Source organism: Nonomuraea sp. NPDC049637 (genome assembly GCF_040675235.1).
GTDB lineage: Bacteria > Actinomycetota > Actinomycetes > Streptosporangiales > Streptosporangiaceae > Nonomuraea.
Genome location: NZ_JBFAOM010000027.1, coordinates 68,785 through 93,808 on the forward strand (window position 1 = coordinate 68,785; position 25,024 = coordinate 93,808).

The window sequence follows — 25,024 nt, forward strand, 5'->3', positions numbered from 1 at the left end:
GACCTCGGACGACATCTCCGCACGCGGGGTGGCGTGCCGCCTCACCCCCAGCGGGACAGCCCCTTCACTCCCAGCGGAACAGCCGCGAGACCAGCGCCAGGGTCAGCACGGCCCAGCCGGCCAGGACGAGCACCGGCCCCAGCGGCAGCGCCGCCCCCTGGGCGAGCACCGCGCGCAGGCCCCCGGTCAGCGCCGAGATCGGCAGCAGCTCCAGGACCGGCCGCGCGCCCTCGGGGAACTTCGACTGCGGGAAGATCACCCCGCCCGCGCCCAGCAGCACCAGGTAGACCAGGTTGGCCGCGGCCAGCGTCGCCTCGGCCCGCAGCGTGCCCGCCATGAGCAGGCCGAGGCCGCTGAAGGCCGCCGTGCCCAGCACGACCAGCACCGCGGCGGCCAGGAACGAGCCGTGGGGACGCCAGCCCAGCGCCAGCCCCACGGCCACGATCACCGCCGCCTGGATGACCTCCACGGCCACCACCGCGGCCGTCTTGGCCAGCATGAGCCCGGCCCTGGACAGCGGGGTCGCGCCCAGCCGCTTGAGCACGCCGTAGCGGCGCTCGAAGCCCGTGCCGATGGCCTGCCCGGTGAAGGCCGTGGACATGACGGCCAGGGCCAGCACGCCGGGCGCCAGGAAGTCGACCCGCCGGCCGCCGCCGACGTCGACCAGCGGCGCCAGCGAGAAGCCGACCAGCAGCAGCACCGGGATGATCAGGGTGAGCAGGAGCTGCTCGCCGTTGCGGAGCATCGTGCGGACCTCCGAGCCGGCCTGCGCGAGCACCATGCGCGGGAACGGCGCGGCGCCCGGCGCGGGGGAGAGGTCGAGCACGGGGGTCATCGCAGCTCCCTGCCGGTCAGTTCGAGGAAGACGTCTTCGAGGGTACGGCGCTCGATGCGCAGGTCGTCGGCCGTGACGCCCTCCGCCGCGCACCAGGCCGTGACGGTGGCCAGCAGCTCGGGCCCCACCTGGCCCTCGATGATGTAGTGGCCGGCCGGCGACTCCTTGGCCGCGCTGCCCACCGGGAGCGCGTTGAGCAGCTCCTCCAGCGTGAGCCCCGGCCTGGCCCTGAACCTGAGCTGCCGCTCGGCCCCGGTCAGCGAGGCCGGGCTGCCCTCGGCCACCACGCGCCCCCTGTCGATGATCACGACGTGGTCGGCCAGCCGCTCGGCCTCCTCCATGTGGTGGGTGGTCAGCACCACCGACACCCCGGCGCCGCGCAGCTCGCCGACCAGGTCCCAGCAGGCGTGCCGGGCCTGCGGGTCGAGCCCGGCGGTCGGCTCGTCGAGGAACACCAGCTCCGGCCTGCCGATCACGGCCGCGGCCAGCGACAGCCGCTGCTGCTGCCCGCCCGACAGCCGCCGGTAGGGGGTGCGCGCGTGCTCGGCCAGCCCGAGCCGGGTCAGCAGCGCCCCGGGGTCGTGGGGACGGGCGTAGAAGCGCGCGACCAGGCGCAGCCACTCGGCGCAGCGCATCGCCGGCGGCACCCCGCCGGCCTGGAGCATCACCCCGACGCGCGGCCGTAGCTCGGGCTGCGTGGGCGACAGGCCGAGCACCCGGACCGTGCCGGAGTCGGCGTTGCGGAACCCCTCGCAGATCTCGACCGTGGACGTCTTGCCCGCGCCGTTGGGCCCGAGGACGGCGGTGACCGCGCCGCGGCCGGCCCGCAGGGTGAGGCCGTCGAGGGCGGTCCGGCCGCCGTAGCGTTTGACCAGGTCGACGATCTCGACGGCTGGGGAATCCATGGCCACGAGTTTAGGGACTGCGCCGGGCGGTCCGGCCCCCAGGTACGCGCCCGGCGAACGCCCGTCGGACGGCCCTGCCCGGAAATGGACGGCCCTTGACCGGACCGTTCCCCGGAAAGGCGTGAGAACCGGGGGAAGGACGGCGATGAGCTCCACATGTCGCGACGCAGTGCATACGACCCAGGAGTTCCGTGCTGGGTGGACCTGGCCAGCACCGACGTCCCCGGCTCGGTCCGGTTCTACGGGGACCTGTTCGGCTGGCGGGCCGACATGGTCGACGACCCGGCGGCCGGCGGCTACGGGATGTTCGTCCACGAGGGCAGCAAGGTCGCCGGGATCGGCCCCCTCCGCGACGGCGGCGGCACCTCGCTCTGGAACACCTACGTCGCCACCGACGACGCCGCCGCGCTGGCCAGCCGGGTCAGGGACGCCGGCGGCACCGTCGTGGCGGAGCCCATGGCGGTCTTCGACGAGGGCACCATGGTCGTCCTGCGGGCCCCCGACGGCTCGTCCGCCGGCGCCTGGCAGGCGGCCGCCCACGCGGGGGCGGAGCTGGTCGACGAGCCCGGCGCGTTCTGCTGGAACGAGCTGTGCACGCGGGACGCGCCGGCCGCCGAGCGCTTCTACTCGGCGGTCTTCGGCTGGACGTCCCGCACGTCCGACCTGGGCGGCATGGCGTACACCGAGTGGGTGACGGGGGAGGCGGCCGTCGCGGGGATGATCCCGATGCCCGACGAGGCCCCGGCGGAGCTGCCGTCGTTCTGGCTGACCTATTTCGCGGTCGCCGACCTCGACGCGGCCCTGCACGCCGCCGCCGACGCGGGCGCCGACGTGCTCACCGGCGTGACCGAGGCGCCGCCCGGCCGGTTCACGCAGCTCATCGATCCGCAGGGCGCGGCGTTCGGGGTCATCCAGCTCAACGAAACATCATGAAATATCTGATAACCGGGAATTAGGAGGACCGAATCCCGGTTTGATCCCTCGGCCCTCGTGGGTCATCGGCCTGCGAGGGGAAGGGGTTCACGCATGTCCGTGGCAGAAGCCGCGTCCGCCGCCATTGGGAGCAAGGGCGAGACCAAGGGCGGGAGGCGGGGGCTGCTGCTGGTCATCCTGGGCGCGCTGTCGGCGATCGGCCCGCTGTCCATCGACATGTACCTGCCCGCCCTGCCCGCCATCACCGAGGAGATGCTCAGCGCTCCCGCGCAGGTCCAGCTCACCCTCACCGCCTGTCTGATCGGCGTCTCCGTCGGCCAGGTCGTCGCCGGCCCGGTCAGCGACGTGCGCGGGCGGCGCGTCCCGCTGATCGTGGGCGTGTCGGGGTTCATGGTGGCCTCGCTGCTGTGCGCGTTCGCGCCGTCGGTGCCCGTGCTGATCGTCCTGCGGCTGCTGCAGGGCGTCCTGGGCGGGGCGGCGCTGGTCATCGTGCGCGCGGTCGTCCGCGACCTGTACGACGGCGCCGCCATCGCCCGCATCTTCGCCACGCTGATGCTGGTCAGCGGCCTGGCGCCGATCCTCGCCCCCATCGCCGGGGCCCAGTTGCTCGCCTTCACCTCCTGGCGCGGCGTGTTCGTGGCGCTCAGCGTCGCCGGGCTCGTGCTGCTGCTGGCCGTGCTGCCGGGGGTGCGCGAGACGCTGCCCGCCGACCGGCGCGAGAGCGGCGGCCTGGGGCACACCGTGCGCACCTTCTGGCAGCTCCTGCGCGACCGCTCGTTCATGGGCTGCGCCCTCACCGCGGGGCTGGCCTTCGCGGCGATGTTCGGCTACATCTCCGGCTCGCCGTTCGTGCTCCAGCAGGTGTACGGCGCCACCCCGCAGCAGTACTCGCTCATCTTCGGGCTCAACGCGCTCGGCCTGACCGCGATGGCCCAGCTCGGCGGCCGCCTGTCGGGCCGCGTGGAGCCCGCCCGCCTGGTCGTCGCGGGCCTGGTCACCGGCCTGGTGGGCGCCGGGCTGCTGCTGACCGCCGCGCTCACCGGGCTCGGCCTGGCCGGCATCGTGGCGGGCCTGTTCGTGATCATGCTGGGTCAGGGGCTCGTCCTGCCCGGCACCGGCGCGCTGGCGCTGGCCGGGCAGCCCGCCCAGATCGCCGGCAGCGCCTCGGCGCTGCTCGGCGTGCTGCAGTTCGCGCTGGGCGCCGTGGCGGCCCCGCTGGTCGGCCTGGCCGGCGAGGGCACGGCCGTGCCGATGGCCTGCGTGATGCTCGGCCTCATCGTCTGCTCCACGCTCGCGTTCGCGATCCTGGGACGCCGAAAGGTTAGGTAAGCCTTACCTGCGTGAGCAATTCCATTGGTGGCCTGCTCCGATTCGTTTGTGCAGCGGGAAGGAATTACGGCACACTGATGTTGTGAAAAACATGCCCACGATCGAGCCCGGTAGCGAGCGCAGCACCCGCGCGCGCGTCGCTAGGCTGATCCTTGAGCATGGTCCCGTGACGGCCGCCTCGCTCGGCGAGCGGCTGGGGCTGACGCCCGCCGCGGTGCGCAGGCACCTCGACGCGTTGCTGGCCGAGGGAATGATAGAGCCTCGCACGGTCAGGCCGCGCGGTCAGCGCGGGCGCGGACGGCCCGCCAAGCTGTTCGCCATCACCGACGCGGGGCGCAGTGCTTTCGAGCACGCCTATGACGACCTCGCCGGGAGCGCACTCCGCTTCCTGGCCGAGCGCATGGGGCGAGAAGCCGTGACCGACTTCGCCCGCTCGCAGGTGTCGAGCCTGCTGACGCGGCTGGAGCCGGTCATGCGGACGGTGCCGGCGGACCAGCGCGTACAGGTGCTGGCGCAGGCGCTGTCGGCAGAGGGGTACGCCGCCTCGGCCAGCAAGGCCAAGTCGGGCGGCGACCAGCTCTGCCAGCACCACTGCCCGGTGGCTCACGCGGCCGCGGAGTTCCCGCAGCTCTGCGAGGCCGAGACGGAGGCGTTCGCGCAACTGCTCGGCACCCCGGTGCAGCGCCTGGCCACGATCGCGCACGGCGACGGGGTCTGCACGACCCACGTGAGCCCCAAGTCGCTGGCTGAATCCGCACACAGAGACAAGAGCAAGGAGACCGGAAGGTGACTGTCACCGACCGCCCGGAGCTGGAAGGCCTCGGGAATTACAAGTTCGGCTGGGCCGACCCGGATGCCGCGGGCGCGGCGGCCAAGCGTGGCCTGTCCGAGGAGGTCGTCCGCAACATCTCCGCGCTCAAGAACGAGCCGGAGTGGATGCTCGACCTTCGCCTGAAGGGCCTCCGCCTGTTCGACAAGAAGCCGCTGCCCACCTGGGGCTCCGACCTCACCGGCATCGACTTCGACAACATCAAGTACTTCGTGCGCTCGACCGAGAAGCAGGCCGCTTCCTGGGACGAGCTGCCCGCCGACATCAAGAACACCTACGACAAGCTCGGCATCCCCGAGGCGGAGAAGCAGCGCCTCATCGCCGGCGTCGCGGCCCAGTACGAGTCGGAGGTCGTCTACCACAAGATCCGTGAGGACCTTGAGGAGAAGGGCGTCATCTTCGTCGACACCGACACGGGCCTGAAGGAGCACGAGGAGCTCTTCAAGGAGTACTTCGGCTCGGTGATCCCGGTCGGCGACAACAAGTTCGCCGCGCTCAACACCGCCGTGTGGTCCGGTGGCTCGTTCATCTACGTGCCGCCGAACGTCGAGGTCGAGATCCCGCTGCAGGCCTACTTCCGGATCAACACCGAGAACATGGGCCAGTTCGAGCGCACCCTGATCGTCGTGGACGAGAACTCCTACGTCCACTACGTCGAGGGCTGCACCGCGCCGATCTACTCCTCCGACTCGCTGCACAGCGCGGTCGTCGAGATCATCGTGAAGAAGAACGCCCGCTGCCGTTACACGACCATCCAGAACTGGTCGAACAACGTCTACAACCTGGTCACCAAGCGCGCCGTCGCCTACGAGGGCGCGACCATGGAGTGGATCGACGGCAACATCGGCTCCAAGGTCACGATGAAGTACCCGGCCGTCTACCTGATGGGCGAGCACGCCAAGGGCGAGACGCTGAGCGTCGCCTTCGCCGGCGAGGGCCAGCACCAGGACGCCGGTTCCAAGATGGTGCACCTGGCGCCCAACACCAGCTCCAGCGTCATCTCCAAGTCGGTGGCGCGCGGCGGCGGCCGCACCTCCTACCGCGGTCTCGTGCAGATCGAGGAGGGCGCCCACGGCAGCGCCAGCACCGTCAAGTGCGACGCGCTCCTGGTCGACCAGATCAGCCGCTCCGACACCTACCCGTACGTCGACGTGCGCGAGGACGACGTCTCGATGGGCCACGAGGCCACGGTCTCCAAGGTCAGCGAGGACCAGCTCTTCTACCTCATGAGCCGCGGGCTCGGCGAGGACGAGGCCATGGCGATGATCGTGCGCGGCTTCGTCGAGCCGATCGCCCGCGAGCTGCCCATGGAATACGCGCTCGAGCTCAACCGGCTGATCGAGCTGCAGATGGAAGGAGCCGTCGGCTGATGGGCCTGAACGAGAAGCCCCTGTCGACCCTGCACGAGAAGGCGTCCTACGACCTGGACGACTTCGAGGTCCCGACCGGGCGCGAGGAGTCGTGGCGCTTCACGCCGCTGTCCCGCCTGAAGGGCCTGCACAACGGCAAGGCCGACCCCGTGGGCCACGTGCGCCTCGACGTCGAGGCCGCGCCCGAGGTCGTCGTCGAGACGGTCGGGCGCGACGACGCCCGCGTCGGCAAGGCGTTCACGCCCACCGACCGGGTCAGCGCGCAGGCGTGGAACAGCTTCGAGAAGGCGACCGTGATCACGGTGCCGCGCGAGGCCGTCACCTCGAAGCCGACCGTGCTCACCCTGACCGGTGAGGGCGACGGCGCCGCCTACGGCCACATCGTGGTCAAGGTGGAGCCGCTGGCCGAGGCCGTGGTCGTGCTCGACCACAAGGGCAGCGCCGTCTACGCCGACAACATCGAGTTCGTCGTCGGCGACGGCGCCAACCTCAAGGTCGTCAGCCTCCAGGACTGGGACGACGACGCCGTGCACGTCTCCCACCACCACGCCCAGCTCGCCAAGGACGCGACCTTCCGCAGCTTCGTGGTGACCCTCGGCGGCGACCTGGTCCGGCTCTCGCCCAGCGTGGCCTACACCGCGCCCGGCGGCGACGCCGACATGTCCGGCGTCTACTTCGTCGACGCCGGCCAGCACCTGGAGCACCGCCTCCTGGTCGACCACTCCCAGCCCAACTGCAAGAGCAACGTCGACTACCGCGGCGCGCTGCAGGGGCAGGACGCGCACGCCGTCTGGATCGGCGACGTGATCATCAGGGTCGAGGCCGAGGGCACCGACACCTACGAGCTCAACCGCAACCTCATCCTCACCGACGGCGCCCGCGCCGACTCGGTCCCCAACCTGGAGATCCTCACCGGCGAGGTCGCCGGAGCCGGGCACGCCTCGGCCTCGGGCCGCCTCGACGACGAGCACATCTTCTACCTCCAGGCCCGCGGCATCCCCTACGACGAGGCCCGCCGCCTGGTCATCAGGGGCTTCCTCGGCCAGCTCATCGAGAAGATCCAGATCGAGGAGATCCGCGACCGCGTGCTGGCCGCGGTGGAGGCGGAGCTCGCGCGATGAGTTTCGAGAAGGTCTGCCAGGTCGCCGACATCCCCGACGGCGGCGTCATCGGCGTCGAGGTCGGGGAGACCCCGGTGGCGCTGGTGCGCAAGGGCGCCGACGTCTTCGCCCTGCACGACGTCTGCTCGCACGCCGAGGTGAAGCTCAGCGAGGGCGAGGTCTACGACGGCACGCTGGAGTGCTGGCTGCACGGCTCGTGCTTCGACGTGCGCTCCGGCAAGCCCACCGGCCCGCCCGCCACCAAGCCCGTGAACGTCTACACAGTCAAGATCGACGGCGACGACGTCCTCGTCTCGCTCTCGAAGGAGTCATAAACGTGTCCACCCTAGAGATCCGTGACCTCAAGGTCGCCGTCGAGGACAAGGAAATCCTGCGCGGCGTCAACCTGACGGTGAAGTCCGGCGAGACGCACGCCATCATGGGCCCCAACGGCTCGGGCAAGTCCACCCTCGCCTATGCGATCGCCGGTCACCCCAAGTACACGATCACCGGCGGCCAGGTGCTGCTCGACGGCGTCGACCTGCTGGAGCTGTCGGTCGACGAGCGCGCCCGCGCCGGCCTGTTCCTCGCCATGCAGTACCCGGTCGAGGTCCCCGGCGTGTCGGTGTCGAACTTCCTGCGCTCGGCCGTCACCTCGGTCCGCGGCGAGGCGCCCAAGCTGCGCGAGTTCGCCAAGGACCTCAAGGCCGGCATGGACGCGCTGTCCATCGACGCCGCCTTCGCCCAGCGCAACCTCAACGAGGGCTTCTCCGGCGGCGAGAAGAAGCGCCACGAGATCCTCCAGCTGGAGCTGCTCAAGCCGAAGATCGCCGTGCTCGACGAGACCGACTCCGGCCTCGACGTCGACGCGCTGCGGGTGGTCTCCGAGGGCATCAACCGCTTCCGCTCCACGGGTGAGACCGGCGTGCTGCTGATCACCCACTACACCCGCATCCTGCGCTACGTGAAGCCCGACTTCGTGCACGTCTTCGCCGGCGGCCGGATCGTCGAGGAGGGCGGGCCGGAGCTGGCCGACAAGCTCGAGGCCGAGGGCTACGAGCAGTACACGAAGGCATCTGCATGACTTCCACCAGCTTGGACGTGGAGAAGATCAGGAAGGATTTCCCGGTCTTCTCCCGCGAGCTGCCCGACGGGCGCCCGCTCGTCTACCTCGACTCGGGCAACTCCTCGCAGAAGCCCAACCAGGTCATCGACACCATGCGCGACCACCTGGCGCTGCACTACAGCAACGTCGGGCGGGCCATGCACGTGCTCGGCTCGGAGTCGACCGAGGCGTACGAGGGCGCGCGCGACAAGGTGGCGGCGTTCGTCGGGGCGGGCTCGCGCGATGAGGTGATCTTCACCAAGAACGCCTCCGAGGCCCTCAACCTCGTGGCCTACTCCTTCGGCAACCCCGCCAGCACCGACCCCCGCTTCACCCTCGGCCCCGGCGACGAGATCGTCATCTCCGAGATGGAGCACCACTCCAACATCGTGCCGTGGCAGATGCTCGCGCAGCGCACCGGCGCGACGCTGAAGTGGTTCGGCGTCACCGACGACGGGCGGCTCGACTTCGACCCGGCCGTCGTCACCGAGCGGACGAAGATCGTCTCGATCGCCCACCAGTCGAACGTGCTCGGCACGGTCAACCCGGTCACCGCCGTGGCCGCGCGGGCGCACGAGGTCGGCGCGCTGATCATGCTCGACGCCTCCCAGTCCGTGCCGCACCACCCGGTGGACATGGCCGCGCTGGGCGCCGACTTCGTGGCCTTCACCGGCCACAAGATGGTCGGTCCCTCGGGCATCGGCGTGCTGTGGGGCCGTACCGAGCTGCTGGAGGCCATGCCGCCGTTCCTGGGCGGCGGCGAGATGATCGAGGCGGTCTGGATGGACCGCTCGACGTACGCGCCGATCCCGCACAAGTTCGAGGCCGGCACGCCGCCCATCGTCGAGGCCATCGGCCTGGGCGCGGCGGTCGACTACCTCACCGCGGTCGGCATGGACGCCATCGAGGCGCACGAGCGCTCGCTGACGGCCTACGCCCTCGACGCCCTGCGCGAGGTGCCGTCGCTGCGGCTGATCGGGCCCGACTCCCTCGACGAGCGCGGCAGCACGCTGTCGTTCACGCTGGAAGGCATACACCCCCACGATGTGGGGCAGATCCTGGACGACCAGTTCGGGGTCGCCGTCCGCGTCGGGCACCACTGCGCGCGCCCGCTGCACCTGCGGTTCGGAATACCGGCGACCACGCGGGCGTCGTTCTACCTGTACAACACCACGGGCGAGATCGACGCCCTGGTCCGCGGCCTCCATCACGTTCAGAAGGTGTTCGCATAGCCATGATCGGCGAGTCGATGTACCAGGAGCTGATCCTGGAACACTACAAGCACCCGCAGGGGCGGGGGCTTCGCGAGCCGTACGACGCCGAGGTTCACCACGTGAACCCGACGTGCGGCGACGAGATCACGCTGCGGGTCAGGGTGGGCGACGCCGGTAAGATCGAAGACGTCTCCTACGACGGCCAGGGCTGCTCGATCAGCCAGGCGGCCGCCTCCGTGCTGCACGAGCTGGCCACCGGCTCGACGGTCGAGGAGTCGCTGTCGGTGGTCGACGAGTTCACCCGGCTCATGCAGGGCCGGGGGCAGGTCGAGGCCGACGAGGAAGTGCTCGGGGACGCGGTGGCGTTCGCGGGCGTGGCCAAGTTCCCGGCACGCGTCAAGTGCGCGCTGCTGTCGTGGATGGCCTACAAGGACGCTGTGGTGAGGAGTGCCCAATGAGCAAGCCTGTGGAGACTCCGACCGGCTTCGACGGTGACACCACCGTCGAGGAGGTCATGGAGGCGCTCAAGGACGTCGTCGACCCCGAGCTCGGCATCAACGTCGTCGACCTGGGGCTGATCTACGGGCTCAACCTCGACCCGTCCGACGCCGGTCAGCCGGTGGCCACCATTGACATGACGCTGACCAGCGCGGCCTGCCCGCTGACCGACGTCATCGAGGACCAGGCCCACTCCGCCCTGGAGGGCATGGTCTCCGACGTGAAGATCAACTGGGTCTGGCTGCCGCCGTGGGGCCCCGACAAAATCACCGACGAGGGGCGTGAGCAGCTCCGTATGCTAGGCTTCAACGTCTGATCTTTCTAGCTGTAACGGCTGGCGTTGGGCGTCAGCCGTTTCAGTGTGCCGATGAAGGGTTTCGGAAGGTCCGTACCCAGTCAGGGAATATCCGATAACATCCCCGGCGTTGGCACCAGGTATACACCAGACGCCTCATCTCGCGTCATCGCGCCGCCTGCGGCCGGTGCCCCGGTGTATCCCCCCTGTGAAGTCCCGCCTCGATGGCGGGCGTACTGCAACTTGTACGGCATCAGGCCGTATGTCCCGGCTCGTCCTTTCGCAGAAGTGACGCGCCACTTCGACTGAAAGGCACGAATTTCGTGACCATGCTTGACGCTGTCATGCCCGCGTTCGACGAGACCGCCCCCGAGGCGGGCCCGTCGGAGTTCGAACTGCTCGGCCTTCCCAAGCCGCTCATCAGCGGCCTGGCCAAGCAGGGCATCGACAGCCCGTTCCCCATCCAGAGTGCGACGATCCCCGACGTGCTCGCCGGCCATGACGTCCTGGGCCGTGGCCAGACCGGCTCGGGCAAGACCCTGGCCTTCGGTTTGCCGACCATGGCTCGCATCGCGGGGGTGCGGCCCGCCGCCGGCCACCCGCGCGCGATGATCCTTGTGCCCACCCGTGAGCTGGCCCTTCAGGTGCACGACGCGCTCGAACCGCTCGGCCGCGGCCTCGGGCTGCGGATGAAGGTCGTCGTGGGCGGCATGTCCATGGGCAAGCAGATCGAGGCCCTGCGCCGCGGCGTCGACATCGTGATCGCCACCCCGGGCCGCCTGGGCGACCTGATCCGGCAGGGCGAGTGCTCGCTGGCGCAGGTCGAGGTCTCCGTCCTCGACGAGGCCGACCACATGTGCGACCTAGGCTTCTTCCCCGTCGTCACCGAGCTGCTGGCCCAGACCCCGACCGACGGGCAGCGCCTGCTGTTCTCGGCCACCCTCGACGGCGACGTCGACAAGCTGGTGCGCCGCTTCCTCAAGGACCCGATCACCCACTCCGTGGCTCCGGCGACCTCGCCGGTCGACACCATGGAGCACCACGTGATGCAGGTCACGCGGGACGACAAGTTCGACGTCACGGCCGAGATCGCCAACCGCGAGGGCCGTACGATCATCTTCGTCCGCACCCAGCACGGCGTCGACCGGCTGTGCAAGCAGCTCGCCCGGGTCGGCATCAAGGCCGGCGGCCTGCACGGCGGCAAGCGCCAGAACCAGCGCACCCGCATCCTGGCCGAGTTCCGCGAGGGCTCGATCAACGTGCTGGTCTGCACCGACGTCGCGGCCCGCGGCATCCACGTCGACAACATCAGCCTGGTGCTGCACGTCGACCCGCCGCAGGACCACAAGAGCTACCTGCACCGCGGCGGCCGTACCGCCCGCGCGGGCGAGAAGGGCACCGTCGTCACCCTGGTGCTGCCCAACGAGCGCCGCTCGACCGACGCCCTGACCAGGCGCGCCGGCATCCACCCGTTCCGGCTCAAGGCCACCCCGGGGCACCCCCGGCTGGCCGAGGTGGCCGGGGCCAGGACGCCGACCGGCGAGGCCATCCCCGTGTGGGAGCCCGACGTCCGCAAGCCGCTGCGCCCGCGCCGTGAGGGCGGTCACGGCGGCGCCGAGCGCCGGGGCGGGCGTCGTCCGCGCCGCGAGTTCGACGGCGAGCGCCGTCCGCGCCGGCACGAGGACGGCGCCTTCGCCGGCGGCGACGACCGCCGTCCGCGACGCCACGAGGAGTCCGGCGAGGACCGTCGTCCGCGCCGGCACGCCGAGGGCGAGCGGCCGTTCGGCGGCGGGCAGCGCTCCGGCGAGCCGCGCACGTTCGGCGAGGACCGCCGGCGTGGCGACCGGCCGCGCGGCGGTTTCCGCTCCGACGACCGTCCCCGCCAGGACGACCGCGGTGGTTACCGTTCCGACGACCGTCCCGCCCGTCAGGACGACCGTGGCGGCTTCCGGTCCGAGGACCGGCCGTTCCGTCAGGACGACCGCGGCTACCGCTCCGAGGGGCCGCGTGGCGCCGGGTTCCGTGACGGCCAGCGCAGCGGCGGCGGCGGTTTCCGCGCCGACGACCGCGGCCGCTTCGGCGCCGACCGTGGCCGCCCGTTCTCGGGCGACCGCGACCGGCCCGCCCGCTCCGACGAGCGCGCCCCCCGCGACGGCTTCCGCTCCGGCGGCGGCTTCCGTTCCGAGGAGCGCGGCAACGGCGGGTTCCGCCGCAACAACGGGGGCGGCCGCCGCTTCGAGCGCTGACCCCGGCTGAACGACCGACTGCCCGTCGCGCCTCCCGCAGGGGAGGGGCGGCGGGCTTCGTCGTGCCCGGGCCTGCTACGAGGTCAGGACGTCGAGAGCGCGGTCGACGTCGTCGACGGTGTTGTAGACGTGGAAGCCCGCCCGGACCCGGCCGGCGCGCACCGCGGCGCGGATGCCGGCCGCCGCCAGCCGCTCGCCCGGCGCCTCCACCGACACGATCGCCGAGTCGGCCGCCTCCAGCCCCAGCCCGGCCCTGAACCGGTTGGCCAGCCCGACGTCGTGCTCGTGCACGCGCTGGGCGCCGATCTCGTTGAGCAGTTCGAGCGCGGGCGCCGCGCCGACGTAGCAGAACCAGGCCGGCGACAGGTCGAAGGCGCGGGCGTCGGCGGCCAGCCGCAGCGGCGGCCCGTAGTAGGAGCCGCCCGGATCTTCGCCGGCGTACCAGTTGGCCGCCAGCGGCCGCATCAGGGAGCGCACCCGGGGCGACAGGTACCCGAACGCGGCCCCGCGCGGCGCCATGAGCCACTTGTAGGCCGCGCACGCCAGCACGTCGATCCCGTCGGCCACCGACACCGGCAGCCACCCGCACGCCTGGGAGCCGTCGGCGATGACCAGCGCGTCGTGGGCGCGGGCGGCGGCGACGACCTCGTGCAGCGGCGTCACGTAGCCGGTGGCCGACTGCACGAGGCTGAAGGCGACGGCGTCGGTGCGGCCCGTGACGGCGTCGGCCAGGCGATCGGCGGGCACGGTCTCGACCTCGGCCGCCATCGCCCACGGGAACAGGTTGCTGGTGAACTCGATCTCCGGCACCAGCACCCGCGCCCCCGGCGGCAGCGCGGTGGCCACCGTGGACATGATCTGCGACACCGTCGAGCCGACCGTCACGTCAGCCGGCTCGGCGCCGACCAGGTGGGCGAAGGCCGTGCGGGCCCGGCCGACCGAGGCGTCCCAGGGGGCCCAGTCGCCGCGGCCGTGCCGCCACTCGGTGAGCACGGCCTGCAACTCCTCGAAGGCCGGGCGGGGCGGAAGGCCGTACGAAGGGGTGTTGAGCCAGCCGGGATCGGCGTCCCAGAGCTTGCCCACGGTCGCGATGTCCATGACCACCAGCCTAGAACGGCCCCGCGGAGACCAAGCGGCGCCCGGGCGACGGGCAGGAAGCGGCCGTCTCGCGTGGCGGACTCCGGGCGGCGTCACCGTCGCGCGCAGACTAGGCTTGTCAGGCACGCAAACCGACCGACGAGAGAGACCATGAAGACCTTCGAAGAGCTGTTCGCCGAGCTGTCAGACAAGGCGCGTACCAGGCCCGCGGGCTCGGGCACCGTGGCCGCGCTCGACGCCGGCGTGCATGCCATCGGCAAGAAGGTCGTCGAGGAGGCCGCCGAGAGCTGGATGGCCGCCGAGCACGAGTCGAACGACAGGGCGGCGGAGGAGATCTCCCAGCTCCTCTACCACGTGCAGGTGCTCATGATCGCCAAGGGCATCGGGCTCGACGAGGTGTACAAGCATCTCTAGGGCGCCTCGCGCCCGCCCCGGCGTCCCCGTCGACCATGAGTGAGGAAGAAGACCCGAACATGCTGCGTCTGGCCGTACCGAACAAGGGCGCGCTCAGCGAAGCCGCCCAGAACATGCTCAAGGAGGCCGGCTACCGGTCCCGCAGGGACAGCAAGGAGCTCGTCGTCGTCGACGAGGACAACGGCTGCGAGCTGTTCTTCCTGCGTCCCCGTGACATCGCCGTCTACGTCGGGGAGGGCACCCTCGACCTCGGCATCACCGGCCGCGACATGCTGATCGACTCCGGCGCGCCGGTCGAGGAGATCATGCCGCTCGGCTTCGGCGGCTCCACCTTCCGGCTGGCCGCCAAGGCGGGCACGATGTCGTCGGTGAAAGACCTCGACGGGCAGCGCATCGCCACCTCCTACGCGGGGCTGCTCGACAAGTACCTGTCCGACCAGGGCGTCGACGCCCGCGTGATCAAGCTCGACGGCGCCGTCGAGACCGCGATCCGGCTCGGCGTGGCCGACGCGGTCGCCGACGTCGTCGAGACCGGAACCACGCTGCGCAACGTCGGCCTGGAGGTGTTCGGCGAGCCGATCATGCGCTCGGAGGGCGTGCTGATCAAGCGGCAGAGCGCGCCGGAGACGCCGGGCATGGGCCAGCTCGTCCGCCGGCTGCAGGGCGTCGTGCACGCCCGCGACTTCGTCATGATGGACTACGACATCCGTGCCGAGCGCATCGAGGAGGCCATCGCCCTCACGCCCGGCATGGAGGGGCCCACGGTCTCGCCGCTCCACCGCGAGGGCTGGGTCGCCGTCCGGGCCATGGTCCGGCGCAAGGGCCACCAGCAGGTGATGGACCAGCTCTGGGACATCGGCGCGCGGGCCATCCTGGTCACGGACATCTACGCCTGCCGCCTCTGACAAATGTCACCGTCAACCCCGGAAGGATCACACTAACGGGGGAAAAGCCGCGCCCGTAGCGTTTGCTGACATGAACGCCATCGTGTTCGACCAGGTCAGCAAGCGCTACGGGGACGTGCTTGCCGTCGACGACCTCTCGCTCGCCATCGAGCCAGGCAAGACCGTGGCCCTGCTCGGCCCCAACGGCGCGGGCAAGTCCACCTCGATCAACATGCTGCTCGGCCTGCTGCGTCCGACCAGCGGCACGATCACCATCCACGGCCGCACGCCCGACCACGCGGTGCGCTCCGGCGAGCTGGGCGCGATGCTCCAGAACGGCGCCCTCATCCCCGAGCTGTCGGTCAAGGAGCTCATCGAGGTCGTCCGCAGGCTCTATCCCGACCCGCTGCCGCTGGCCGAGATCCTCAAGCTGGCCGACCTGTCGGACCTGGTCAAGCGGCGCGCGAACAAGCTGTCCGGCGGCCAGACGCAGCGCGTCAGGTTCGCCCTGGCCATCGCGGGCGCGCCGAAGATCCTGCTGCTCGACGAGCCGACCGCGGCCATGGACGTGGAGTCCAGGCTGCGGTTCTGGGCCAGCATGCACGACTACGCCGCCGGCGGCAGGACCGTGCTGTTCGCCACCCACTACCTGGAGGAGGCCGACGAGCACTCCGACCGGGTGATCGTCATCGCCCGCGGCCGGCTGGCCGCCGACGGCACCGCCGCCGAGATCAAGGCGGGCGTGGGCGGGCAGGTCGTGCGCTTCACGCTGGGCGACCAGCCCGCGGCCGGGCTCGACCGGCTGCCCGGCGTCACCGCCGTCGAGGTCGCCGCAGGCACCGCCACGCTGCACACCTCCGACCCCGACGCGACCGTGGCCGCCCTGTTCCGGGGCACCGAGCTCGACGTGCGCGGCCTCCAGCTCACCGGCGCCGACCTCGAAGACGCCTTCCTCGCGCTCACCAGGGAGTCCTGATGCTGTTCTACGCCAAGACCGAGGCGATGCGCATGCTGCGCAACCGGCGCTACATCATCTTCGTGGTCATCTTCCCGGTCGTGCTATACCTGATCAACGCCAACATCTACGGCAAACAGACCGACGGCGCCGGGGTGAGCTACAGCGTCGTGCTGATGGTCTCCATGGCCGCCTACGGGGCGCTGGCCTCGTCGATGATGAGCTCGGCGGTGCCGTGGGCGACCGAGCGGCAGTCCGGCTGGCTGCGCCAGCTCCAGATCACCCCGCTGCCGAACTGGATGATCATCGCCACCAAGCTCGGCACCGCCATGCTGCTCGTGCTGCCCTCGCTGCTGCTGGTGGCCGTCGTCGGGATCGTCCAGCAGGGCGTGTCGATGCCGGTCGGGCGGTGGGTGCCGCTGCTGCTGGCCATGTGGCTGGGGACGATCCCGTTCATCGCGCTGGGCCTGGCGATCGGGTCGCTGCTGACGGCCGACGCCGCGCAGCCGGCCGCGATGATCTGCATGTTCGTCCTGGCCATCGCGGGCGGCCTGTGGTTCCCGCCCGAGGTGTTCGGCGACACCATGCGGACCGTGGCCGACATCATGCCCTCCTACCACTACGCGAGCCTCGGCTGGAGCATCGTCGCCGGGAAGGGCGTCGCGATGACCGACGTGCTGGTGGTCGGCGGATGGGCGGTCGTCCTGGGCGGGGCTGCCGCCTACCTCTACCGCCGGGCTACTGTTCGGGCATGAGTTTCGCCGACAAGCTGCACTTCGGTGACGGGCGGCCGTCGCCCAGGCGGCGGCTGCTCGGGATGTCCGTCGGCATGGTCTACCTCGTCTTCCCGATCGCCGAGATCGTCGCGGGCGGCGTCACCGGCGCCCGGGCGTTCTGGGGTGCCGTGGCGCTGGTCGCGTTCATCGGCTGCTTCGCCGGCACGGTGATCAGCGCCAAGAGCTTCCACGAGCGTTCACGGGCCACCTTCCCCCTGCTCGGGGTGACCGCGGTGATCGCGGTGGTCAGCGCGTTCGCCTTCGGCGGCGCCTGGCTCACCCTGCCGGTCTACACGGTCGTGCTCTACGGGTTCACGCTCCCGCCCGCCTGGGCGCTGGCGGGGGTGGGCGTGAACCTGGCGGTGGTGGTGGCGGCCGGGGTGCTGACCGGCGACGAGTTCGCCGGCGTCGTCGTGCTGGGGCTGCAGGTCGTCACGCTGGGCGTGCTGTTCATCAGCATCCGCAACAGCCGGATGCTGACGCTGCAGCTGCAGCAGGCGCAGGACGAGGTGGCCAGGCTGGCGGCCACGGAGGAGCGCCTGCGCATCGCCCGCGACCTGCACGACCTGCTCGGCCACAGCCTGTCGCTGATCGTGCTCAAGAGCGAGCTGGCCGGGCGGCTGGCCGAGGAGTCGCCGCAGGTGCGGCAGGAGATCGCCGACATCGAGTCCGTGGCCAGGCAGGCGCTGGTGGAGGTGCGCGAGGCGGTCACCGGCTACCGGCAGCGCAGCCTGTCGGAGGAGATCGACGGCGCCCGGTCGGTGCTGCGGGCGGCGGGCGTGCGGGCCGAGGTGCGGGTGTCGGGCACGCCGCTGCCCGACCTGCTCGACGGGTTGTTCGGCTGGGCGGTGCGCGAGGGCGTCACCAACGTCGTACGGCACGCGCGGGCCGCCCGTTGCGAGATCCAGGTGACGTACGACGGCGAACACGCCACTCTTGAGATCATGGACGACGGACGCGGCGGCGAGCCGCAGGGCACCGGCAGCGGGCTCAGCGGCCTGCGCGAACGGGTGACGGGCGCGGGCGGCACCATGGAGGCCGGCGGCGCGCCCAAGGGCGGGTTCCGGCTGCGGGTGCTCGTGCCGATCAGGGTGGGGACGGCCGCGTGATCCGGGTGATGCTGGCCGAGGACCAGGGCATGATCCGCGGCGCGCTGGCCTCGCTGCTCGGCCTTGAGCCCGACATCGAGGTGGTCGGCGAGGCCGCCGACGGGGACGAGGCCGTCGCCGTCGCGGTCGCCGCGACCCCCGACATCGCGCTGCTGGACATCGAGATGCCCGGCAAGGACGGCCTCACCGCCGCCGCCGAGATCGCCGCCCGGGTGCCGGGCTGCCGGGTGATGATCCTGACCACGTTCGGGCGGCCCGGCTACCTGCGCACCGCGATGGAGGCGGGGGCGGTGGCGTTCCTGGTCAAGGACAGCCCGGCCAAGGACCTCGCGGCGGCCATCCGCCGGGTGCAGGCGGGGGAGCGGGTCATCGACCCGGGGCTGGCCGCGGCGGCGCTGAGCGCGGGGCCGAACCCGCTGTCGGCGCGCGAGCGCGACGTGCTGGCCGCCGCCGCCGACGGCTCCACGATCGGGGACATCGCCCGCCGCCTGCACCTGTCGGAGGGCACGGTGCGCAACTACCTGTCCGCGGCCATCCAGAAGACGCACGCGCGCAACCGCATCGAGGCCGTGCGGCGGGCCAAGGCCCAGGGCTGGGTCTAGCCGGGCCGCGTCTGGCCGGGCCGCGTCTGGCCGGGCCGGGTCTGGCCGGGCGCGGCTGGACCTCAGGTCCGCATGGCGGCGATCTGGCGGATCAGGTCCGACACCCGGACGATGCCCAGGCAGCGGTTGAGCTCGTCGGTGACCACCAGGTCGTCGTAGATGCGGGCGGCGTCCCGGCCGGCGGCCTGCATGGCGGCGATGGCGGGGGTCGTCCTCGGGACCGTGCGCGGCGGGTCGGCCAGGCGCTGGGCGGGCTTGGCGCCGTGCAGGGCGTGCCCGTACCGGGCGGCGAAGGACAGCAGGAAGCGGCTGCGGTCGAGGCTGCCCTTGGGGCGCTGGTACTCGTCCACCAGGATCACGCTGGTGATGGTGGGCTCGTGCCCGAACGCCGCCACGACCTCCTCCGCCTTGGCCCCGGCCGGCAGCGTCACCGCCGGGAGCAGCAGCTCCTGCACCCGCGGGCCGAGCATCAGCGTGTCCGGCGACTCGTCGGCCACCGGGAGCGGCACCCGGATCTTGCCGTCGGGGCCGGGCGCCAGCAGCGGGCCGTGGGCCAGGCGCACGCCCAGGCCGCGGGCCACCGCCACCTGCCCCTCGCGCTCGACGCCCGGGGCCATCACGTGCGCGCCGATCCCGCGGGCCAGCGTCACCACCGCGCGGGCCACGGCCGCCGCCCGGTGGTCGCCGGGCAACCTGGTCACCAGCTCTTCGTCCAGCGCCAGCAGGTACGGCGCGGAGTCGGTGACGACGTCCAGCGCCGGGCCGCCCGCGCCCACGTCGGCGAAGCCCAGCAGGTAGCCGATCGTGCGCAGCCCGTCGAGGCCGACCTTCAGCAGGCGGCGGTCCTGCTCCTGGCACGTTCCGGTGAGCATCAGGATGGCCTCACGAGGATGCCTGCCCGCCCGCCGCAGGGCCTCGTGGAGCGGCGCCAGCGCCCCGGCGCCCGAGAGCACCACGTGCAGGGGCAGTGGCAGCACCATGGGCAGCGGAGCCGCCCGGAGGACGCCCGCCGGGTCGACGACGGCGGGCTGAGCGATGACGGCCCCGTTGTCGAGATCCACTACAGGGCTGGTGAGCAGGGAGGACACGTTCAGATGATCCGACCGGCACGGTTACGGCAGAAGCCCTCCGAAACGAAGTTCACCGACATTTCCGCTATAGTTCCCCCCTTCTCGTGAAGGGAATGTCGTTCGGTTACCCTTCCCGCATGAGCGCGCGTCCGGCCAGAGGCGGCGGCCGCTGGGTCACGGTGCCGCCCGAGCGCGTGCACCCCTGGATCGACGGGTTCGCCGGCCGCCACGGGCCCTTCGAGGCCGCCGGCGACGACCGCGTGGTCCGCCTGACCGCCGCCGACGGCGCGCTGGCCGAGCTGCACGTGCCGTTCCCGCCCATGACCCCGGGCCCGCCGCACGTGACCGGGCTGGTCGCGCACGCGCAGGCCGCGCGGCGGGTGGGCGTGCTGCTGGTCCGGCTCGGCGGTTACGCGGCCGGGGTGTTCCACGGCGCCGAGCTGCTGGACTCCAAGGTCGGCTCCCGGCTGGTGCAGGGCCGTACGGCGGCCGGCGGGTGGTCGCAGCAGCGCTTCGCCAGGAGGCGGCAGAAGCAGGCGGCCCAGGCGTTCGACAGCGCGGCGGAGACGGCGGTGCGGGTGCTCGTGCCGCGGCTCGGCGAGCTGGAGGCGGTGGTGCTCGGCGGCGACCGGCGGGCGGTCGACGCGCTGCGCGGCGACCGGCGGCTCGCGCCGGTGTTCGCGCTGGAGAGCGAGCCGTTCCTGGTGGTGCCCGACCCGAGGCTCGCGGTCCTGCGCGACGCGCCCGCCCGGTTCCGGGCCGTCCGGATCCGGGTGGTCGACCCGTCCTGAGCCCTGAGGGTTCGATCAGGCGGTCAGGACGCCGGGAGGAAGGCGTCGGCGTGGTCGGCGGCGAAGGCGGCCAGGGTGCGGGGCGGGCGGCCGGTGACCTCCTCGACGGTGGTGGTGATCTCCGCCCAGCCGGTCCGGCTCAGCGTCGCCTGCGTGGTGGCCAGCTCGGTGGCGAACGGCTCCGGGATCCCCTGTCCGGCCAGCCGCGCGGCCATCTCGGGCACCGGCAGGTCCACGTAGGAGATCGGCCGCCCGAGCACGCGGGTCAGCGTCGCCGCGATCTCCTCGTGGGTGGGCGACTCGGGCCCGGTCAGCAGGTACGAGCCCGATGCGCCCACGGGCCGGGTCAGCAGGGCGGCGGCCACCGCGGCGATGTCCCTGGCGTCGATGTAGTTCATCGGGCCGGCGCCCCAGGAGCCGTAAAAGCGGTCGCCGCGCACCTCGCCGAGCAGGTTTTGCATGAACCCGGTCGGCTGCAGGACGGCGTGCGGCACGCCGGAGGCCCGCAGGTGCTCGTCGACCTCGCCGTGGGGCCCGGCGCTGAGCGCGGCGCCGGGGGCGGCGTCGCGTACGGATACCTCGACGATCTGCGCCACGCCCGCCTCGGCGGCCAGGTCGATGACCTCGTTGAGCCGCTCGGCGAACCCGGGGAACGGCGAGCTGTTGAGGAACAGCCGGTCGCCGGGGGATAGCAGCCGGCCGATCGTCTCCGGCCGGGTGAAGTCGCCGACGGCGTGCCGTACGCCCAGGTCGGCGGCGGCACGCGAGACCGCGAGCACGTCCTGGCCGGCGAGCTGGGCGACCAGGGCCCGGCCGATGGAACCGGTCGCGCCGGTGATCACGATCATGGTTGTCCTCCTAAGTGGAATCTCTTCGTCCGCTTGCCTGGACGGTACACTAAGCGGAAACAGTTCGTCCACTTAGGGGGTCGGGACGTGCGCGCGGACGCCAGAAGGAACCTGGTCAAGATCCTCGACGCGGCCGCCCGGGTGATGGCCGAGCGCGGCGTCAACGCGCCCATGGAGCTCATCGCGCGGCAGGCCGGCGTCGGCGTCGGCACCCTCTACCGCCGCTTCCCCGACCGCGACGCCCTCATCGCCGCGCTGGGCGAGCATTACGTCCAGTCGCTGGCCGAGGCCCTGGAGCGCGCCGTCGACCGCGAGGAGGACGCCTGGGGCGCGCTGCGCGGGTTCGTGCTGTGGGCCGCCGCCCCGGGCCGCGTCGCGCTGGCCGCCGCGCTGGCCCACCTGCCGCAGGAGGCCATCGCGGGCACGGCGGAGTTCGCCGAGAGCAAGGAGCGCTGGCTGGGGCTGCTCCAGGAGCTCGTCCGCCGGGCCCAGGCCGAGGGCGGCATGCGTCCCGACGTGACCTGGGAGGACGTCGTCAGCCTGCTCAACGTCTTCACCTGCCACCCCGACGGGCTGCCCGCCCCCGTGGCCGCGCGTCCGGAGAAGTACCTGCACCTCATGCTCGACGGGATGGCCGCCGGCGCCGCCACTTCGCTGCCCGCCTGACGGCACCCGTCCCACGCGTATCGGAGGGCACCTGGAGCCCCTATAAGCAGAGGTAGCGCCTGGCACGGGGGCCCTACACTGATCTGTATGCATACTCCCGATTGACCGGCGGTCGCACGCCCAATCCTCGTTTCCTAGCTCGGGAGTGTCCGCCAATATGATCATCGCCAGTGACATCGAGCTGCGCGCGGGCGCGCGCCTGCTCATCGAGAACGCCTCCTTCCGGGTCAACCCCGGCGACAAGATAGGTCTGGTCGGCCGCAACGGCGCGGGCAAGACCACCCTGACCAAGGTGCTCGCGGGGGAGGCGCTGCCCGCCGCGGGCTCGGTCACCTCCTCCGGCAGCATCGGCTACCTGCCCCAGGACCCCCGTACGGGCGACCTTCAGGTGCTGGCCCGCGACCGCATCCTGGCCGCGCGCGGCCTCGACGAGGTCCTGCGCAAGCTGCGCGAGGCCGAGGTCGGCATGTCCTCCGCCGACGAGCGCACCCGCGAGAAGGCCGTCAAGCAGTACGGCAGGCTCGAGGACCAGATGCACGTGCTCGGCGGCTACGCGGCAGAGTCCGAGGCCGCCTCCATCGCCTCCAGCCTCGGCCTGCCCGACCGGGTACTCGGGCAGACGTTGCAAACGCTTTCCGGCGGTCAGCGGCGCCGCGTGGAATTGGCGCGAATTCTTTTCAGCGGAGCGGAAACTCTCCTTCTCGACGAGCCGACAAACCACCTAGATGCGGACTCAATCGGGTGGCTTCGTGATTTTTTGCGATCTCATCAAGGTGGCTTGGTGATCATCAGTCACGACGTCGGCCTTCTTGAAGCCACGGTCAACAAGGTCCTCCACCTCGACGCCAACCGCTCGGTGATCGACCACTACAACGTCGGCTGGACGGCCTACCTGGCCCAGCGCGAGACCGACGAGAAGCGCAGGAAGCGCGAGCGCGCCAACGCCGAGAAGCAGGCGGGCGCGCTGCTGGCCCAGGCCGACAAGATGCGCGCCAAGGCCACCAAGGCCAAGGCGGCCCAGGACATGATGCGCCGCGCCCACCGGCTGCTGGCCGGCACCGAGGAGGAGCGCCAGAGCGACAAGGTCGCCCGTCTGCGCTTCCCCGAGCCCCTGCCGTGCGGCCGCACGCCGCTCATGGCCGAGGGCCTGTCGAAGTCCTACGGCTCCCTGGAGGTGTTCACCGACGTCAACGTGGCCATCGACCGAGGTCACAGGGTCGTCATCCTCGGCCTCAACGGCGCCGGCAAGACCACGCTGCTGCGCATACTCGGCGGCATCGAGTCTCCCGACACCGGCGAGCTGCGGCCCGGCCACGGCCTGAAGGTCGGCTACTACGCCCAGGAGCACGAGACCCTCGACCCCTCCCGCACGCTGCTGGAGAACATGCGCTCGGCGGGCGGCGAGTTCACCGACACCGAGCTGCGCAAGGTCCTCGGCTCGTTCCTGTTCTCCGGCGACGACGTCGACAAGCCCGCCGGTGTCCTGTCCGGCGGCGAGAAGACCCGGCTCGCGCTGGCGATCCTGGTGTTGTCGAGCGCCAACGTCCTGCTGCTCGACGAGCCCACGAACAACCTCGATCCGGTCAGCCGTGAGCAGGTTCTCAACGCTCTGAGGTCGTATTCAGGAGCAATCGTCCTCGTCACCCATGACGAGGGTGCCGTTGACGCCCTGTCACCGGATAGGGTGATCTTGCTGCCTGACGGAACTGAAGACGCGTGGAGCGACGAATTTTCCGATCTTGTGGCACTTGCCTGATCTTAATTTGAGTGGGTACGGATCTTTTCCCGTGGAGTAGGTAGCCGATCCCGCTGAAATGACTGATCATGGCGGAGTAACGCTGCGGAAGTCCGGCACTACAGGAGGTACTCGTGGCCGAGACACTGAAGAAGGGCACCCGGGTCACCGGGGCCGACCGGGAAAAACTGGCCGGCGATCTCAAGAAGCGCTACGCGCAGGGCGAGAGCATCCGCGCCCTGGCCGCTTCGACCGGTCGGTCCTACGGGTTCATCCACCGCATCCTTAGCGAGTCCGGTGTGACTCTGCGCGGGCGCGGCGGGGCGACTCGAGGCAAGTCCAAGCGCTGACGGCTGCCTCGGTACGTGCGACCGCAGCCGCCCGTCCCTAGTCAGTCGCTGTCGCGCCCGAGCCAGAATCATATTCTGTAAGCTCGGGCGCGACGGTCAGCCTTGGTGGCGCACCCCGTGCGCGACCGGACAAAGGGAGCAGGCGATGGCGGAAGCACAGGCACCACAGCGCGGGGGGCACGCGGAGGACGTCTCTGCCGAAAGGCTGGCGGAGATCGGGCTTCGCTATGAGGTGGACGGTGAGATAGCGACGATCACGCTGGACCGGCCGGAAAAGCGCAACGCCCAGACGTTCGCGACATGGTCGGCGTTGGCTCGCATCGGGGAGAGCCTTCCCGAACAGGTGCGCGTCGTCGTCGTGAAAGGTGAGGGACCGTCCTTCTCGGCAGGAATCGACCTGCGGATGTTCACACCGGAGGGAGTGCCCGGACAGGGCTCGTTCAGCTCGGCCGCCGCAACCGACGGCGAGACCTTCGAGCAGCGTATACGTCAGGCACAGGACGGTTTCCTGTGGCTGCGCCGCCCGGAGATCGTCTCCATCGCCGCCGTGCAGGGGCACGCGATCGGCGCGGGGTTCCAGCTCGCGCTCGCCTGTGACCTGCGCATCGTGGCCGACGACGTCACCTTCTGCATGAAAGAGCCCGCACTGGGCCTGGTCCCGGATCTGACGGGGACCAAACCCCTGGTCGAGCTGGTCGGACTGGCCAAGGCGATCGACATCTGCCTGACCGCCAGGAACGTGTACGCCGAGGAGGCCATGCGCATCGGCCTCGCGGAGCAGGTGGTCGCCGGGGGCGACCTGGACAAGACCGTACAGAACAAGATCGCGGAGCTGCTGTCGACGAACCGGGACGCGGCGGTGGCGACGAAGCGCCTCCTCCAGGGGGCGCGGGCGCGCACCCTGGAGGAGCAGAGTGCGGCCGAGGGCAGGGAGCAGGCCAAGCGCATCAAAGCCCTGTTCGGCCCGCGTTAGGACGGCCGGCCGGAGGCGGGGCTCCGGTTCGCCGTGAGCGGATCGCGGAATCGCCGGAGGACCTCTCGACGCTGAATCCGGGGGAGGAGGAGGG

Annotated in this window: 27 protein-coding genes; 22 read left to right on the forward strand and 5 right to left on the reverse strand. The window is 71.3% G+C overall.

Annotated elements, in window-relative coordinates; all coding sequences use genetic code 11:
- Positions 1–64: 64 nt before the first annotated feature.
- Together AB0J71_RS31560 and AB0J71_RS31565 are read right to left on the reverse strand one after the other, a co-directional pair.
- A complete protein-coding gene (locus tag AB0J71_RS31560) occupies positions 65–835 on the reverse strand; it encodes an ABC transporter permease (RefSeq protein WP_364417379.1) in 771 nt (256 codons plus the stop codon).
- Complete coding sequence (locus AB0J71_RS31565; protein ID WP_352328762.1) at positions 832–1,740, reverse strand: ABC transporter ATP-binding protein; 909 nt, start codon at positions 1,738–1,740, stop codon at positions 832–834. The genes AB0J71_RS31560 and AB0J71_RS31565 overlap by 4 nt, the downstream gene beginning before the upstream one ends.
- A gap of 156 nt (positions 1,741–1,896) precedes the next feature.
- On the opposite strand from AB0J71_RS31565, the gene AB0J71_RS31570 reads away from it, so the two are divergent.
- The 11 genes from AB0J71_RS31570 (at position 1,897) to AB0J71_RS31620 (ending at position 12,659) form a co-directional block, all read left to right on the forward strand.
- Positions 1,897–2,673, forward strand: a complete 777-nt coding sequence (locus tag AB0J71_RS31570) for a VOC family protein (protein WP_364417381.1) — start codon at positions 1,897–1,899, stop codon at positions 2,671–2,673.
- A 93-nt stretch (positions 2,674–2,766) separates the two neighbouring features.
- Positions 2,767–4,002 (forward strand): multidrug effflux MFS transporter, encoded by a 1,236-nt coding sequence (locus AB0J71_RS31575; protein ID WP_352328766.1) that lies wholly within the window; start codon positions 2,767–2,769, stop codon positions 4,000–4,002.
- A 91-nt stretch (positions 4,003–4,093) separates the two neighbouring features.
- On the forward strand, positions 4,094–4,792 hold the full coding sequence (locus AB0J71_RS31580) for a metalloregulator ArsR/SmtB family transcription factor (RefSeq protein WP_352328768.1): 699 nt from the start codon (positions 4,094–4,096) through the stop codon (positions 4,790–4,792).
- Positions 4,789–6,201, forward strand: a complete 1,413-nt coding sequence (gene sufB / locus AB0J71_RS31585; RefSeq protein ID WP_352328769.1) for a Fe-S cluster assembly protein SufB — start codon at positions 4,789–4,791, stop codon at positions 6,199–6,201. The genes AB0J71_RS31580 and sufB overlap by 4 nt, the downstream gene beginning before the upstream one ends.
- A complete protein-coding gene (gene sufD, locus AB0J71_RS31590; protein WP_364417383.1) occupies positions 6,201–7,322 on the forward strand; it encodes a Fe-S cluster assembly protein SufD in 1,122 nt (373 codons plus the stop codon). The genes sufB and sufD overlap by 1 nt, the downstream gene beginning before the upstream one ends.
- Positions 7,319–7,636 (forward strand): non-heme iron oxygenase ferredoxin subunit, encoded by a 318-nt coding sequence (locus AB0J71_RS31595; RefSeq protein WP_352325535.1) that lies wholly within the window; start codon positions 7,319–7,321, stop codon positions 7,634–7,636. The genes sufD and AB0J71_RS31595 overlap by 4 nt, the downstream gene beginning before the upstream one ends.
- A 2-nt stretch (positions 7,637–7,638) precedes the next feature.
- Positions 7,639–8,385, forward strand: a complete 747-nt coding sequence (sufC, locus tag AB0J71_RS31600) for a Fe-S cluster assembly ATPase SufC (RefSeq protein ID WP_352325533.1) — start codon at positions 7,639–7,641, stop codon at positions 8,383–8,385.
- A complete protein-coding gene (locus AB0J71_RS31605; protein WP_352325532.1) occupies positions 8,382–9,638 on the forward strand; it encodes a cysteine desulfurase in 1,257 nt (418 codons plus the stop codon). The genes sufC and AB0J71_RS31605 overlap by 4 nt, the downstream gene beginning before the upstream one ends.
- Before the next feature lie 2 nt (positions 9,639–9,640).
- A complete protein-coding gene (sufU, locus tag AB0J71_RS31610) occupies positions 9,641–10,078 on the forward strand; it encodes a Fe-S cluster assembly sulfur transfer protein SufU (RefSeq protein ID WP_352325531.1) in 438 nt (145 codons plus the stop codon).
- Positions 10,075–10,434, forward strand: coding sequence for a metal-sulfur cluster assembly factor (locus AB0J71_RS31615; RefSeq protein ID WP_352325530.1), 360 nt, complete (start codon positions 10,075–10,077; stop codon positions 10,432–10,434). The genes sufU and AB0J71_RS31615 overlap by 4 nt, the downstream gene beginning before the upstream one ends.
- A gap of 308 nt (positions 10,435–10,742) precedes the next feature.
- Entirely contained in the window at positions 10,743–12,659 is a 1,917-nt protein-coding gene (locus tag AB0J71_RS31620; protein WP_352325529.1) for a DEAD/DEAH box helicase, read from the forward strand.
- Between the two features lie 75 nt (positions 12,660–12,734).
- Here AB0J71_RS31620 and AB0J71_RS31625 read toward each other — a convergent pair whose 3' ends face one another.
- A complete protein-coding gene (locus AB0J71_RS31625; protein ID WP_352325527.1) occupies positions 12,735–13,757 on the reverse strand; it encodes an aminotransferase class V-fold PLP-dependent enzyme in 1,023 nt (340 codons plus the stop codon).
- 150 nt (positions 13,758–13,907) lie between these two features.
- Between AB0J71_RS31625 and AB0J71_RS31630 the strand changes: the two genes are divergently transcribed.
- The 6 genes from AB0J71_RS31630 to AB0J71_RS31655 all read left to right on the forward strand — a co-directional run bounded on the left by AB0J71_RS31630 (position 13,908) and on the right by AB0J71_RS31655 (position 18,497).
- Positions 13,908–14,171, forward strand: a complete 264-nt coding sequence (locus tag AB0J71_RS31630) for a phosphoribosyl-ATP diphosphatase (protein ID WP_189652386.1) — start codon at positions 13,908–13,910, stop codon at positions 14,169–14,171.
- A 59-nt stretch (positions 14,172–14,230) separates the two neighbouring features.
- On the forward strand, positions 14,231–15,076 hold the full coding sequence (gene hisG / locus AB0J71_RS31635; RefSeq protein ID WP_352325534.1) for an ATP phosphoribosyltransferase: 846 nt from the start codon (positions 14,231–14,233) through the stop codon (positions 15,074–15,076).
- 70 nt (positions 15,077–15,146) lie between these two features.
- Complete coding sequence (locus tag AB0J71_RS31640) at positions 15,147–16,031, forward strand: ABC transporter ATP-binding protein (protein ID WP_352325526.1); 885 nt, start codon at positions 15,147–15,149, stop codon at positions 16,029–16,031.
- Positions 16,031–16,765: an ABC transporter permease gene (locus AB0J71_RS31645; protein ID WP_352325525.1), complete on the forward strand. Its 735-nt coding sequence runs from the start codon at positions 16,031–16,033 to the stop codon at positions 16,763–16,765. The genes AB0J71_RS31640 and AB0J71_RS31645 overlap by 1 nt, the downstream gene beginning before the upstream one ends.
- Positions 16,762–17,895, forward strand: a complete 1,134-nt coding sequence (locus tag AB0J71_RS31650; RefSeq protein WP_352325524.1) for a sensor histidine kinase — start codon at positions 16,762–16,764, stop codon at positions 17,893–17,895. Before AB0J71_RS31645 ends, AB0J71_RS31650 begins: the two co-directional genes overlap by 4 nt.
- Positions 17,892–18,497, forward strand: a complete 606-nt coding sequence (locus tag AB0J71_RS31655; RefSeq protein WP_352325523.1) for a response regulator transcription factor — start codon at positions 17,892–17,894, stop codon at positions 18,495–18,497. Before AB0J71_RS31650 ends, AB0J71_RS31655 begins: the two co-directional genes overlap by 4 nt.
- Positions 18,498–18,559: 62 nt before the next feature.
- Here the strand turns inward: AB0J71_RS31655 and AB0J71_RS31660 are convergent, their stop codons facing one another.
- Entirely contained in the window at positions 18,560–19,585 is a 1,026-nt protein-coding gene (locus AB0J71_RS31660) for an EAL domain-containing protein (RefSeq protein ID WP_352325522.1), read from the reverse strand.
- A gap of 119 nt (positions 19,586–19,704) precedes the next feature.
- Here AB0J71_RS31660 and AB0J71_RS31665 point away from each other — a divergent pair, with 119 nt between their 5' ends.
- Positions 19,705–20,358, forward strand: a complete 654-nt coding sequence (locus AB0J71_RS31665) for an acVLRF1 family peptidyl-tRNA hydrolase (RefSeq protein ID WP_352325521.1) — start codon at positions 19,705–19,707, stop codon at positions 20,356–20,358.
- A gap of 23 nt (positions 20,359–20,381) precedes the next feature.
- Here the strand turns inward: AB0J71_RS31665 and AB0J71_RS31670 are convergent, their stop codons facing one another.
- A complete protein-coding gene (locus AB0J71_RS31670) occupies positions 20,382–21,206 on the reverse strand; it encodes an NAD(P)H-binding protein (protein ID WP_364417385.1) in 825 nt (274 codons plus the stop codon).
- A gap of 87 nt (positions 21,207–21,293) precedes the next feature.
- On the opposite strand from AB0J71_RS31670, the gene AB0J71_RS31675 reads away from it, so the two are divergent.
- The 4 genes from AB0J71_RS31675 to AB0J71_RS31690 all read left to right on the forward strand — a co-directional run bounded on the left by AB0J71_RS31675 (position 21,294) and on the right by AB0J71_RS31690 (position 24,930).
- Positions 21,294–21,872, forward strand: coding sequence for a helix-turn-helix domain-containing protein (locus AB0J71_RS31675; protein WP_364417387.1), 579 nt, complete (start codon positions 21,294–21,296; stop codon positions 21,870–21,872).
- Positions 21,873–22,029: 157 nt separating this feature from the next.
- Entirely contained in the window at positions 22,030–23,628 is a 1,599-nt protein-coding gene (locus AB0J71_RS31680; protein ID WP_364417389.1) for an ABC-F family ATP-binding cassette domain-containing protein, read from the forward strand.
- Between the two features lie 113 nt (positions 23,629–23,741).
- On the forward strand, positions 23,742–23,957 hold the full coding sequence (locus AB0J71_RS31685) for a helix-turn-helix domain-containing protein (RefSeq protein WP_125642298.1): 216 nt from the start codon (positions 23,742–23,744) through the stop codon (positions 23,955–23,957).
- Between the two features lie 145 nt (positions 23,958–24,102).
- Positions 24,103–24,930, forward strand: a complete 828-nt coding sequence (locus tag AB0J71_RS31690) for an enoyl-CoA hydratase/isomerase family protein (RefSeq protein WP_364417391.1) — start codon at positions 24,103–24,105, stop codon at positions 24,928–24,930.
- Positions 24,931–25,024: the final 94 nt, after the last annotated feature.